This window comes from Geobacillus sp. Y412MC52 (assembly GCF_000174795.2).
GTDB lineage: Bacteria > Bacillota > Bacilli > Bacillales > Anoxybacillaceae > Geobacillus > Geobacillus thermoleovorans.
On record NC_014915.1, the window covers coordinates 2,511,669 to 2,524,106 of the forward strand.

Here is a 12,438-nt window from a genome sequence, read left to right on the forward strand (position 1 = left end):
GCGTATTCGATGCACCCTTTGGATCTCCGCGTCGCTGATGAGGACGAACCCTCCCATGTCTCCGGGCGTCTTCGCGCCAACATTCCCTCGTTCGGTCTCGTCATCAGGCGGAGGCCGGCCAAGCTCCTTTGGGGACTCAAGGTCGAATGGATAAAATCACGCCAGCTTCTCCGGTGTCATCCTGTTGTCCAACGATTCTTCCGTTCGCAGGGGGAGGCCTTAGGCCGCCCGTTGCACCTGGGACAAGACGTCCTGTTTCATTCGCTCCGCGTCAAAGGCTTGTTTCTTCGTACAAATCGCAAACAGCACATTCAACAGCTTCCGGCATAATGCGACGATGGACTGCTTTCCGGTCAGCGGATTGACGGGGCGGGTCGTGTAATAGTCATGCAGCTCGCGAAACGCCTCGTTGTGCCGGATCAGCGGAATCATCGCCCGAAACAGCACCGATCGCAGCCGTTTCCGTCCCCGTTTGGAGATGTGCTTTTGCCCTTTGCGCTGGCCGGAGGAGTTCTCTTTGAGCGTCAGGCCCGCCAACTTCACCAATTGACGCGGGTCCCGATAGTGGGCGAAGCTGCCGATCTCCGCCAGCAGATCGATGATCGTGGCGTCTCCCAACCCGTCGACCGTTTTCAGCCATTGATACTCCATCGTCGTTTGAACCAACGCCTTCAACTCGGCGTCCAACGCGGCGATCTCAGCCTCCAATTGGCGGTATCGGCGGACGAGCGCGGCGATTTCAAACCGGGCCATCGTCGTCCCTTCCGTCACCCCAATCGAGTCCTTCGCGGCGTCGATCAACGCCTGAATTTTGGCCTTCTGCGGGCATTTCAGCCCTTCGCTTTGCCGGTACACCTCGATGAGCTCCTCGGCGGATCGGCTGGCCATATCGGCCGGAAGCGGCGTCCACTCCAGCACCGAAAGCGCCGTTTTCCCCAGGTCGCGAAACACCGTCCAAAACTCTGGAAAATATCGGTCGGTCCAGCGGACGATCGCGTTTTTCACCGCCGTCTGTTCCTTGCGGAGCTTCTCTTTGAGCGTGCTCCCGACGCGCAAATCGGCTTCGATCTCGTGCAGCAGCCGGGGGACGAGGAATCGTCCGTCTTTCGCCAGTCTGGCGATGACTAGGGCGTCTTTGGCGTCATGTTTCGTCGGCAGGTTGTCATCGAGTTCTTTCGACCGGCACACATGCGCCGGGTTGACCATGACCAACGGGATCCCGTGCTCCTCGAGGAAGTAGGCCAGGTTCAACCAGTAGTGCCCGGTCGGCTCCACCGCGACGATCACCTGCGGCTTTCCGAACGCTTGCATCGCCTCCTGAATCGCTTCATACAGCTGGCGAAAGCCCTCTTTCGACTGGAAGATCGGGAACGATTTGCGAAGCACACGCCCCCGGTCATCCACGAAGCAGGCGTAGTGGGTTCGTTTCGCGATATCGATGCCCACGACAAGCGTTTGTTCGGTGACTTGATCAATTTTATAGTTTTGTGTACAATTCATCTGAAGTCCTCCTTGGTATGGTGAGTGATGTGTTTGACACCCCTGCATCATACCAAGAGGGCTTTTTTTGATCAAGTCCCCGGAAAAGCACCTAACGGGAATGCTCTTTTATATAATCTCTCATGTTTTTGGCAAAGTTGTCCTGTCTTCTCTACCTTACCATATCAAACAGAAAAAAACAATATATAGTATGATTTTTTATGAAAATCATACTATATATTGTTAAAGAGAACAAATGATTTCATTTTGTCAAGCAAAAAAAAACAAAACAAGGCGAAAAGCGGAGAAAAACGGGGGAGTGCCGCTGTTTTTGCCGGAAAACGAACGATTTACCGCGTCGCTGCTCAGCGCTTGAAGTTCCATTCGTCGCTTTCGTATTTCGTCCGCGCCAGCTCTTCGACGTACGCCCGCTCTTCGGCGGTGAGCGTGTACGGTTCCAATACGATGTTCAATCCTTTTTCAAATCCTTTGTAAAACGCCTCTTTCGCTTCCTCGATCGTCACCGTGCGGCTCGTCAACTCATTGATCGCGACCGCCTTCTTTTTAAAATCGCGCTGCAGACGCTCTTTCACCCGCTCGTTTGGATATTTAAACAAGCTGAACAGCAAGTCTTCGTCCAAATCGAGCAAAATCGAACCATGCTGCAAAATGACGCCTTTTTGCCGCGTTTGCGCGCTGCCGGCGATTTTCCGCCCCTCAACGACAAGTTCGTACCATGACGGCGCGTCAAAACAAACAGCCGAACGCGGGCTGCGCAAATCGGCTTTCTCTTCTTCTGTCCTCGGCACGGCAAAATACGCATCCAATCCAAGATAACGAAATCCCTCTAAAATGCCTTGGGAAATGACGCGGTATGCTTCCGTCACCGTCTTCGGCATCGCCGGGTGCGACTCGGAGACGATCACGCTGTATGTCAACTCTTTATCGTGCAGGACGCCGCGCCCGCCGGTCGGCCGACGGACAAAGCCGAGGCCGTGCCGTTTCACCGCCTCTAAATCAATTTCTTTCTCCACTTTTTGAAAATAACCAATCGACAACGTCGGCGGATTCCAGCCGTAAAAGCGGATCGTCGGCGGAATTTTGCCTTCGCTGTGCCAATCGAGAAGCGCCTCATCGAGCGCCATATTGAACGCCGGCGGACAATAGCCGGAATCGATAAAGCGCCATACTTCTTTTGCCATCGTTCCACCTTCTCTATTGTTCCATACTCTAAACGCTGCGGCGGCTTGTCGACCACCGCCAAGGGGCGGGACGCTTTTGGCCGCCTTTATTAGTTTAGCAAACAACGCCGGTGAAGGAAAGAAAAATGGCATGGCGAAAATCTCTTTGCTTCCCGGCGGCGACTTTATATAATAGGAAATAGCAGACGAAGCGAAGGGAGGCATGATGGGGTGGAAGCATTGCTCATTATTCTCGGCGCGATCATCATTTATTCGGTGATCACATACATTTGGCAAAGACGAATTGTCAAATCGTTGACGGAAGAAGAATTCCGCGCCGGCTACCGGAAAGCGCAATTGATTGATGTCCGCGAACCGGATGAGTTTGCGGCTGGACATATTTTAGGGGCGCGCAACATCCCGCTCACGCAGCTTCGCGTGCGCATGAAAGAATTGCGCAAAGACCAGCCGATCTATTTGTACTGCCAAAACGGACTGCGCAGCGGGCGGGCCGCGCAAATGCTCTACCGAAAAGGATACCGCGACTTGTACCATTTAAAAGGCGGATTTAAAACATGGACCGGGAAAGTGAAGAAAAAAGCGTAGCCCGTTAACCAAAAAGGCGCTCTGCCGAAACAGGCAGGCGCCTCTTTTCGCATGCGCTAGACCGCCGCAAATTCCGGCGGCAGGACGACCGCCTCAAGCACCGAAGCAGCCGCGCCGATGGCGCAGCTTTTCTCTTTCAGCTTGGAGGAGATGATGGACGGCTCGCTTTCTTTTTTGACGAGAATTCGCTTTCTCACTTCTTGGCGCGCCGGACCGATCACATACTCGCCCGCTTGGGCAAGCGGACCGCCAATGATGACTGATTCTGGATTGTACGCATAAATCACCTGCAACAACCCAACGCCGAGATAGCGCCCCGTTTCCTCCAAAATGCGCGCCAGCTGTTCATCGCTTTCTGCTGCCAACGCCATCGCAGCGATGGAAAAGCGTTCATCGAGCCATTCGGAACGCCCTTCTTCAGCCAAACGGCGTTCAATGTATTTTTCCGACGCATACATTTCCCAGCAGCCGATGTTGCCGCAGCTGCAGCGAATGCCGTTGACATCGATCGTATGATGGCCGATTTCACCAGCTAGGCCGCTGACACCCCGATAGAGCTGATGGTGAAGAACGACGCCGGCGCCAATGCCGATTCCGGCGCTGATGTAAACAAAGTGGGCGAACTCGTTGCCGGCGCCGAACCACTTTTCTCCAAGCGCCGCCAGTTTCGCCTCATTCTCGACAATGACAGGACGCTCAGGCCACCGTTGCCGCAAAACAGCCGCCAAGGCGACATCGTCCCAGCGCAAGTTCGGAGCAAACACAACGGTCCCGCTTTCGGTATGGACGACGCCCGGCACGCCGATGCCGATTCCCATCACGCCGTACGGCGTCGCCGGCGCCCGGCGGATGGCCGCCTCGATGAGCTCCATCATTTCGCTGATGATCGCCTCCTGCCCTTCAGACGGGCGGAACGAACGCCGTTGCTCCCAAAGAATGTCCGCGTTTAAATTGGTCAACACGGCATACAAATAGTTCACCCCCAGCTCAACGCCGATAAGCGAGCCGGCGTCGGCGTTGAAGCGAAGCATGAGCGGCCGGCGCCCGCCGGTTGACTCGCCGATTCCGCTTTCATGGACGAAATGCTCGGCGATCAGTTCGTCAACAAGCGCGGAGACAGTGGCCTTGTTCAATCCGGTTGTCTTGGCGATATCGGCGCGCGAAATCGGATGCTGGTCGCGAATCAATTTTAAGACGAGCTGTTTATTCATTTTTTTTACAAGAGAAATGTTTCCTGTCCGCACGTCTCTGTCATCCTTTTCATTTGATTGATCGAATGTGTCTTGCGAAAGGGCAGGGGCGCCTCGCTATTATGGCGGTTGCTGCATCCGTCGATTCCTGCCGTGTTCGACTCTTGACCATCAGCTTTTTCGCCCAAGCCGTCGGGCGCCCGTGCACCGACTGTTAAGGCTAACTTCTCCATATGGACACATGCTTTTTCTTTCTTGATCTTAGTTTATATAATAAACTAATTCAACATTTCTGTCAATGACTCATCCGTCGTACAAAGAAACGGCCCGCTCCGTTAGGGAGCGAGCGCTCATCAATGCTCAAACATCAGTTATCGCTATGTTTTGGTTTTTGATAGCGCAAAATCGGCTTGCGCGCCGCGGTCGTTTCATCAAGTCGCTTCACAACGGTCGTATGCGGCGCTTCTTGAACGATTTCCGGATTTTCCTCCGCCTCTTTGGCGATTTGGATCATGGCGTCAATAAACGCGTCGAGCGTCTCTTTCGACTCCGTCTCCGTCGGCTCGATCATCATGCATTCTTCAACGATGAGCGGGAAGTAAATCGTCGGCGGATGAAACCCGAAATCAAGCAGTCGCTTGGCGATGTCGAGCGTTCTGACGCCGAGTTTCTTTTGCCGGCGGCCGGAGAGAACGAACTCGTGCTTGCAATGGCGGTCATACGGCAAATCGTAATACTCAGCAAGCCGACGCATCATATAGTTGGCGTTTAACACCGCATATTCGCTCACCGCTTTTAAGCCGTCCGGCCCCATCGAGCGGATGTACGTGTACGCCCGAACATTGATGCCGAAATTGCCGTAAAACGGCTTGACGCGGCCGATCGATTGCGGACGGTCATCATCAAGGTAATAACCGTTTTCCCCTTTTTCGATGACCGGCTTCGGCAAAAACGGAACGAGGTCGGCTTTCACCCCGACCGGGCCCGAGCCTGGGCCTCCGCCGCCATGCGGGCCGGTGAACGTTTTATGCAAGTTCAAATGAACAACGTCAAAGCCCATGTCCCCCGGGCGCGCCTTGCCAAGAATCGCGTTTAAATTCGCGCCGTCATAATACAGCTTGCCGCCGGCTTTGTGGACGATTTCGGCCATTTCGACAATATGCTCTTCAAACAGCCCGAGTGTGTTCGGATTCGTGAGCATAAGCGCCGCTGTATCCGGACCGACGACGCGCTTTAAGTCCTCTAAATCGACAAGTCCATCGGCGGTCGATTTGACCGTCACCGTCTCAAAACCCGCGACCGTTGCCGACGCCGGGTTCGTGCCGTGCGCTGAATCCGGGACGATCACTTTCGTCCGGTTGAAGTCGCCGTTTGCTTCATGGTAAGCGCGGATCATCATCAGCCCGGTCCATTCGCCGTGGGCGCCGGCCGCCGGTTGCAAGGTGACCGCATCCATGCCTGTGATTTCTTTTAAATGCTCTTGCAAGTCGTACATCAACTCAAGCGCCCCTTGCACCGTTTTCTCTGGCTGAAGCGGATGAATGTGGGCAAACCCAGCGAGGCGGGCGACGTTTTCATTGATTTTCGGATTGTATTTCATCGTGCACGACCCGAGCGGGTAAAACCCGGAATCGACGCCGTGGTTTCGTTTCGAGAGCGCCGTATAATGGCGCATTAAGTCAAGCTCCGACACTTCCGGGAGCTCCGGCTCTTCAGTGCGAAGATAATCGGCCGGCACGAGCTCGCTGACATCGACAGCCGGCACGTCAAGCGCTGGCAGGCTGTAGGCGATGCGCCCCGGCTTGCTTCGTTCGAAAATAAGCGGTTGATCGTTACGCATGGCCATCCCCCAATTCATTGACAAACCGATCGATTTCTTCTTTTGTCCGCAGTTCGGTGACAGCAACAAGCATATGACCGGCAAGCTCTGGATAGTCAGCCCCAAGGTCATAGCCGCCGATGATTCCTTTTTCGAGCAGGCGATCGTTCACATCAGAAACCGGCCGTCCAAGCCGGATGACAAACTCGTTGAAAAACGGACCGGCAAACGGCGACGACAGTCCGCGCTTTTCAAGTTCCACCTTCGCATAATGCGCTTTTTGAATATTCATCGCCGCCATTTCTTTCACGCCCCGCTTGCCAAGCGCAGACAGCGCAACGGAAGCGGCCAAGGCGTTTAACGCTTGATTGGAGCAAATGTTGGATGTCGCCTTATCGCGGCGGATGTGCTGTTCGCGCGCTTGAAGCGTCAAGACAAACCCGCGGCGCCCGTCCTCATCGGTCGTCTGCCCGACAAGACGGCCTGGAATTTTGCGCATGAGCGGCGCTTTGACAGCGAAATAGCCGCAATGCGGGCCGCCAAATTGCGTCGGGATGCCAAATGGCTGCATGTCGCCGACCACAATGTCGGCGCCAAACGCTCCGGGTGGAGTCAACACACCAAGCGCCAATGGGTTGCTGGCGACGACAAACAAACTTTTCTTTTCATGCGCAAGCGGCGCGATCGCTTTCAGCGGCTCGATTTGACCAAAAAAGTTCGGGTATTGGACGACAACGCACGCCACATCATCCCCCATTTCCGCTTCAAGCGCCTTAAGATCGGTGATGCCGCCGTCATACGGAATTTCTTTCACTTCGAGCTTCTGTCCTTTGGCGTACGTGCGCACAACTTCCCGATATTGCGGATGAACGGCGGTCGAGATGAGCACTTTCTTCCGCTTCGTATGCGAGGCGCTAAGAAGCACCGCTTCGGCAAGCGCCGTGCCGCCGTCGTACATCGACGAGTTGGCGACATCCATGCCGGTCAACTCGCACACCATCGTTTGAAACTCAAAAATCGCCTGCAGCTCGCCTTGGGAAATTTCCGGTTGATACGGCGTATAGGCCGTATAAAATTCAGAGCGCGACAGGACATGGTCGACGACAGCCGGAATATAATGGTCGTACACCCCGGCTCCTAAAAAGGAAACGTATTGTTTTACGCTGGCGTTTTTTTCCGCTAAGGCCGCAAGCTCTTTCCACAGCTCCGGCTCGGATTTGGCCGGTTTCACCTTCAGCTCGCCGCGGAAGCGGACTTGTTCTGGAATATCGGCAAACAAGTCGTCAATCGAGGCGACGCCGATCGTCTTCAACATCTCCTGTTTGTCTTCTTCCGTCATCGGCAAATAACGATGGAGCACTGCGTTTTTCCCCTTTCCTTGTCGCTTTGGAATCGTCACTTGGCCCGCCTGTAAAACGGAATCGGCACGATGTTCGCTTTCAGCCGCTTGCCGCGGATGTCCACCTCCACCTCCCGGCCGATGGCGGCCACATCCGCTTTCACCAAGGCCAAGCCGATGTTTTTCTTCAGCGTCGGCGACTGCGTGCCGGTCGTGACGAACCCGACCTCTTCACCGTCGGCAAATACAAGGTATCCGTGGCGCGGAATGCCTCTGTCGATCATTTCAATGCCGACGATCCGGCGCGGCGGCCCTTCCTCTTTTTGCCGTTTCAATACAGCTTGGCCGATAAACGGCGGCTCTTTTTCCGTTTTGACGGCAAAACCAAGCCCGGCTTCAACTGGTGAAATCGAGTCGGACAGCTCTTGACCGTAAAGCGGCAGGCATGCTTCAAAGCGAAGCGTATCGCGCGCCCCCAGTCCGCATGGGAGAACGCCGTCACGAGCTCCGGCCGCTAGGATCGCCTCCCATAGCGCGGCGGCGTCTTCCGCTTTACAATATAGCTCAAACCCGTCTTCCCCCGTATAGCCGGTGCGCGAAACGAGCGCCTTCACGCCCGAGACTTCGACGCCGTCAGCGAATGAAAACGGGCGCAGCGCCGCCAAATCAAAATCCGTCAATCGCTGCAAGACGCGCTCCGCTGCCGGCCCTTGCAAGGCAAGCTGAGCCGTTTCGGACGATACATCTTGAAGCTCGACGTCGCCCTCAACATGCCCGCTTAGCCAAGCGAAGTCTTTTTCCGTATTCGCCGCGTTGACGACCAGCAAGTAGTCATTCTCTCCTTTTTGATAGATGAGCAAATCATCGACTGTGCCGCCGTCCTCATAGCACATGAGCGTATATTGCGCCCGGCCGGGCCGCAGTTTGGCGACGTCATTGGTCATGAGCTTTTGCAAAAACGCGAGGCTCCCACGGCCGCGGACGACAATTTCCCCCATATGGGAGACGTCAAACAGCCCGGCGCGCGTTCTTACAGCCTCATGTTCTTCCTTTATGCTGGAAAACTGCACCGGCATTTCCCAGCCGCCAAATTCAATCGTTTTGGCGCCGTAACGGGCGTACACCGAGAATAGGGGCGTGCGCTTTAGCATCTGATTCCCTCCTTTGATCCACGTCACACAAAAAAGGACAGACTTCCCCCTATCAACAAATAAGGGGGCTCTGTCCTGGCACCTGAAAGTTTCCCGCCGGCCCGTTTGGCGCGTCCGTTCGCGGTCCATGGGGCCGATCGGTTTCCTCTTGGGTGGCCTGCGTGAACGCAGGCGCTCTCCAGAGCTGCGTCAAGCAAGAGTCTTTTTGCCTGAGAGATTCGCGTTTCCGCTTGCTCCTTCGGCGCTACATTCCGTAGTCTCTCCCCTTGCCGTCATCCGCCCATCAATAAATTGTTTCCATATCGGGCATACTAACAAACACCCTGATCAACGAGTCATGAGAATGTTCTAAATTTATACTACCATCAATCACAGTCAAAGGGCAATAGGAAATAATCGAACTTTCATGGCAATTAGTCATAATAATGTTCTTGTTTTATCCAACATACCACATGCAATCTATATAAACATTCGCAACAAGGGAAGGGGATCGCCATGAACATTGACCTTGAAATGGATGAAACATGGAAGGAGGAATTTTTGGCACGCGTCGAAAAAGACGGTCCGTGGGCGAGCTGGGAAATGTACGAACTGGCGCTTGAGGCCGCCCATCATTTAAGCGTCCCAGAATTTCATGGCTTGCAGGCGCCCAAACACCTGCCCCACTTGACGATCCTTCCGCACCAGCTTGAAGTGGCGCGCCGCGTCGTCGAGGAGATGAACGGCAAAGCCATTTTGGCGGATGAAGTCGGGCTTGGAAAAACGATCGAGGCCGGGCTCGTCTTAAAAGAATATATGATTCGCGGCCTTGTGAAAAAAGCGCTGATTCTCGTTCCCGCCTCCCTTGTTTCGCAATGGGTGAGAGAGTTGAACGAAAAATTTTTCATCCCGGCCGTCCAGCAGAAAAAGAGCTACGTCTGGGAGCAGTGCGATATCGTCGTTTCCTCGATCGACACGGCGAAAAAACCGCCGCACCGTGACATCATCTACGGGCAGTCGTACGACATGATCATCATCGACGAGGCGCACAGACTGAAAAATAACAAAACGAAAAACTACGAGTTTGTGCAAAATTTAAAAAAGAAGTTTTGTTTGCTCCTGACAGCGACGCCGATCCAAAACCGGATCGAAGAAATTTTCAACCTCGTCTCGCTGTTGAAACCCGGCCATTTAGGCAGCTCGGAACAGTTTGCCAAAACGTACGGAAAAACGCGGGCCGTACAGACGAACGACCATTTAAAAGCGCTCGTCAACAAAGTGATGATCCGCAACCGCCGCGCCGATACGCCGATCGAATGGGCGAAGCGCCACGTTGAACCGGTGCTGATCGAGTTTACGAATGAGGAACGAGAACTGTATGAAGCGGTCAAGGCGCTCCGCCGCGAATCGTTCGCCGGCTCGTTTTCGCTCATCACGCTTCTTCGCGAGGCGTGCAGCAGCCGCGAGGCGCTGTTTCTCACGATCAAAAACATGATCGATAAATGCAGCGGAGCGGTTCCAGAGCCGCTTGAACGCGTATTGGAAAAAATCAACGCCGTCAAGACGAATTCAAAGGCTGAAAAAGCGCTCGAGCTCATCCGTTCCATTCATGACAAAGTCATTATTTTCACGGAATACCGGGCGACGCAGCTTTACTTGCAATGGTTTTTAAAGCAGCACGGCATCTCGTCCGTTCCGTTTCGCGGCGGCTTCCGGCGCGGCAAAAAAGACTGGATGCAGGAACTGTTTAAACACCACGCCCAAGTGTTCATCGCCACCGAGGCGGGCGGCGAAGGCATCAACTTGCAGTTTTGCCGCTATGTCATCAACTACGACTTGCCGTGGAACCCGATGCGCCTTGAGCAGCGAATCGGCCGCGTCCACCGGCTCGGGCAGACGGATGACGTCTACATTTATAACTTCGCTGTCAAACAGACGGTCGAAGAACATATTTTAACGCTTCTGTACGAAAAAATCCGCCTGTTCGAACGAGTCGTCGGCGAGCTGGACGACATTTTGGCGAAAATGAACCTCGCCAACCTGGAGCGCTACTTCGAAGACGCCTTCGTTCATTCACGGAGCGAAGGGGAGATGAAAATCAAAATGGAAAACATCGTCGCGATGATCGAGCTGGCGGAGCAGCTCGGAAAGGAAGGAGGAGAGCGGCATGCAGCAACATGAAATCCGCCGCTTTGTCGAACGCTATTTTGCCGCCAACGGCTGCACGTTTGTGGAAGCAAGCGACGACTACCTCACCGTGCAGCTGACGGCAGAAATGGACAAAGAGCTGATGAATCGGCCGTTTTACTGGCATTATATTGAACGGACAGGCGGCGTCCCGCAGCCGATGCGACTGACGCTCATCACCCGCGCGAGCGAGCGGACGGACAAACTCAAAGGCGAGCGCCTCCATTTCGGCGCTCCCCGGCTGCACCAGCTGTTCCGCTCAGCGCAAAAACGCGGCAGCTTCATCCGCCTGTATGAGGAGCCAAGCGCGCCTTTGGACGGCAACGCCGCCCTCCATCCATGGCTCGGCATGAACGTCACGATTTCGTACGAATGCGACCGAAAAAAAGATGAAATCGTCTCCCTTGGTCTTCACCTCATTAGCGGAACGATCGTCGAGTCGTTTCATGAGCGGATGCGCGAGCGACGGCTGACGCCGAAAATCCCTGATTACTGTTTCACCATCTCCCCGCTCATTAAGCCGAGAAGCGGCATCGGCCGTCTCGAGCAATACATACGCAGCCGCATCGCCGCCGACAACCATGCGTGGGCGGATGAGGCGCGCCGACGCTGGGCCGACGATTTGGCGTTGCTTGATGAATTTTACAAAGACTGCGAAGAAAAGCCGGAGTGCTATTATATTGAGAAGGAAGCGTTGGAAAAGCAGTACAAGCCGCGCATCACCGTTTCCGTCATCAACGGCGGACTGTTTTATTTGCTGCCCCGCTCATCGTGAATCAACCCCGGGATGGGTCCATCCGGCTCGCAGCGCTCAAACCGACGAACCCCCTTCCGTCGGCACGAAAACCGCCCGCCGGCCTAGGCCAGCGGGCGGCTGCTACGGGCGGCGCCGAAACAGCAAGCGAAGCGAAAGCGGCACCATGCCAAACAATCGGTATGAAAGCGGAAGCTGCTCTTGTTTCCGCACCTGACGCCGCTGCCTCCGCTCCTCTTTCGGCAAGTCCATGTAGGCGACAAACTGTTGGGTGACAAACTTGACATAATCGTTGACCGCCATCAAATCCCCCCCTTTTTTCTTTTAGTTTTTCCGCTTCTTTCCTCTTTTAACCGTTTTGCTCGCTCCATTCGACAATATGAAGCGCCGGAAGCGTGACAGTAAACATGACAGCGCGCCTCAGCCCAGAGGCCGAACGGATGGACAAAGAAACCCGAACGTGCGCTGCATCTTCCCGCACCCACCGGTAGGCGGCCATTCCGCGCGGATAGGTCCATTCCCCAGCCTCTCCCGCGGTCGACGGATCTGCTGATGCGATGCGTTCTTTTACGTCAAACACGGCCATCTGCACAAGCTCGTCCGCCTCGGCTGCCTGCCGGGCCGCATAAGCCGCCTGTCGTTCCGCTTCATAGAGGAGCAAGACATGCATGACAGAAAAGACAAGCAACAAAGAAACAACAGCCACAATCGGAAACATGACGCCATCTTGTCGACCCATTTCCCCTTCCCCTC

Annotated in this window: 11 protein-coding genes and 1 riboswitch; of the genes, 3 read left to right on the forward strand and 8 right to left on the reverse strand. The window is 54.8% G+C overall.

Annotated elements, in window-relative coordinates:
* Positions 1–219: 219 nt before the first annotated feature.
* Together GYMC52_RS12310 and GYMC52_RS12315 are read right to left on the reverse strand one after the other, a co-directional pair.
* Positions 220–1,500 carry an IS110 family transposase gene (locus GYMC52_RS12310; protein ID WP_012820563.1) on the reverse strand — a complete coding sequence of 427 codons (1,281 nt, stop codon included), beginning with the start codon at positions 1,498–1,500 and terminating at the stop codon, positions 220–222.
* Between the two features lie 344 nt (positions 1,501–1,844).
* On the reverse strand, positions 1,845–2,681 hold the full coding sequence (locus GYMC52_RS12315) for a lipoate--protein ligase family protein (protein ID WP_012820562.1): 837 nt from the start codon (positions 2,679–2,681) through the stop codon (positions 1,845–1,847).
* A 210-nt stretch (positions 2,682–2,891) separates the two neighbouring features.
* Between GYMC52_RS12315 and GYMC52_RS12320 the strand changes: the two genes are divergently transcribed.
* Positions 2,892–3,266: a rhodanese-like domain-containing protein gene (locus GYMC52_RS12320; protein ID WP_012820561.1), complete on the forward strand. Its 375-nt coding sequence runs from the start codon at positions 2,892–2,894 to the stop codon at positions 3,264–3,266.
* A 56-nt stretch (positions 3,267–3,322) separates the two neighbouring features.
* Here the strand turns inward: GYMC52_RS12320 and GYMC52_RS12325 are convergent, their stop codons facing one another.
* The 4 genes from GYMC52_RS12325 to gcvT form a co-directional block, all read right to left on the reverse strand.
* Complete coding sequence (locus tag GYMC52_RS12325) at positions 3,323–4,510, reverse strand: ROK family transcriptional regulator (RefSeq protein ID WP_012820560.1); 1,188 nt, start codon at positions 4,508–4,510, stop codon at positions 3,323–3,325.
* Positions 4,511–4,823: 313 nt separating this feature from the next.
* Positions 4,824–6,296: an aminomethyl-transferring glycine dehydrogenase subunit GcvPB gene (gene gcvPB / locus GYMC52_RS12330; protein ID WP_012820559.1), complete on the reverse strand. Its 1,473-nt coding sequence runs from the start codon at positions 6,294–6,296 to the stop codon at positions 4,824–4,826.
* Positions 6,289–7,635 carry an aminomethyl-transferring glycine dehydrogenase subunit GcvPA gene (gene gcvPA / locus GYMC52_RS12335; protein ID WP_012820558.1) on the reverse strand — a complete coding sequence of 449 codons (1,347 nt, stop codon included), beginning with the start codon at positions 7,633–7,635 and terminating at the stop codon, positions 6,289–6,291. Before gcvPA ends, gcvPB begins: the two co-directional genes overlap by 8 nt.
* Positions 7,636–7,670: 35 nt before the next feature.
* Positions 7,671–8,765, reverse strand: coding sequence for a glycine cleavage system aminomethyltransferase GcvT (gcvT, locus tag GYMC52_RS12340; RefSeq protein WP_012820557.1), 1,095 nt, complete (start codon positions 8,763–8,765; stop codon positions 7,671–7,673).
* Between the two features lie 187 nt (positions 8,766–8,952).
* Positions 8,953–9,041: riboswitch (glycine riboswitch) on the reverse strand.
* Between the two features lie 219 nt (positions 9,042–9,260).
* Here gcvT and GYMC52_RS12345 point away from each other — a divergent pair.
* The gene (locus GYMC52_RS12345) at positions 9,261–10,925 is read left to right on the forward strand and encodes a DEAD/DEAH box helicase (RefSeq protein ID WP_012820556.1); all 1,665 of its coding nucleotides are present in this window, start codon (positions 9,261–9,263) and stop codon (positions 10,923–10,925) included.
* Positions 10,912–11,706, forward strand: a complete 795-nt coding sequence (locus tag GYMC52_RS12350; protein WP_011231909.1) for a YqhG family protein — start codon at positions 10,912–10,914, stop codon at positions 11,704–11,706. Before GYMC52_RS12345 ends, GYMC52_RS12350 begins: the two co-directional genes overlap by 14 nt.
* Before the next feature lie 102 nt (positions 11,707–11,808).
* On the opposite strand, the gene GYMC52_RS12355 is transcribed toward GYMC52_RS12350, so the two are convergent.
* Entirely contained in the window at positions 11,809–11,988 is a 180-nt protein-coding gene (locus tag GYMC52_RS12355; protein ID WP_011231910.1) for a YqzE family protein, read from the reverse strand.
* Positions 11,989–12,034: 46 nt separating this feature from the next.
* On the reverse strand, positions 12,035–12,424 hold the full coding sequence (gene comGG, locus GYMC52_RS12360; protein WP_012820555.1) for a competence type IV pilus minor pilin ComGG: 390 nt from the start codon (positions 12,422–12,424) through the stop codon (positions 12,035–12,037).
* Between the last annotated feature and the right edge of the window lie 14 nt (positions 12,425–12,438).

Coding starts and splice junctions, on each gene's coding strand:
- GYMC52_RS12310 (WP_012820563.1), bottom strand. CDS start 1,500: ATGAATTGTACACAAAACTATAAAATTGATCAAGTCACCGAACAAACG.
- GYMC52_RS12315 (WP_012820562.1), bottom strand. CDS start 2,681: ATGGCAAAAGAAGTATGGCGCTTTATCGATTCCGGCTATTGTCCGCCG.
- gcvPB (WP_012820559.1), bottom strand. CDS start 6,296: ATGCGTAACGATCAACCGCTTATTTTCGAACGAAGCAAGCCGGGGCGC.
- gcvT (WP_012820557.1), bottom strand. CDS start 8,765: ATGCTAAAGCGCACGCCCCTATTCTCGGTGTACGCCCGTTACGGCGCC.
- GYMC52_RS12345 (WP_012820556.1), top strand. CDS start 9,261: ATGAACATTGACCTTGAAATGGATGAAACATGGAAGGAGGAATTTTTG.
- GYMC52_RS12350 (WP_011231909.1), top strand. CDS start 10,912: ATGCAGCAACATGAAATCCGCCGCTTTGTCGAACGCTATTTTGCCGCC.
- GYMC52_RS12355 (WP_011231910.1), bottom strand. CDS start 11,988: ATGGCGGTCAACGATTATGTCAAGTTTGTCACCCAACAGTTTGTCGCC.
- comGG (WP_012820555.1), bottom strand. CDS start 12,424: ATGGGTCGACAAGATGGCGTCATGTTTCCGATTGTGGCTGTTGTTTCT.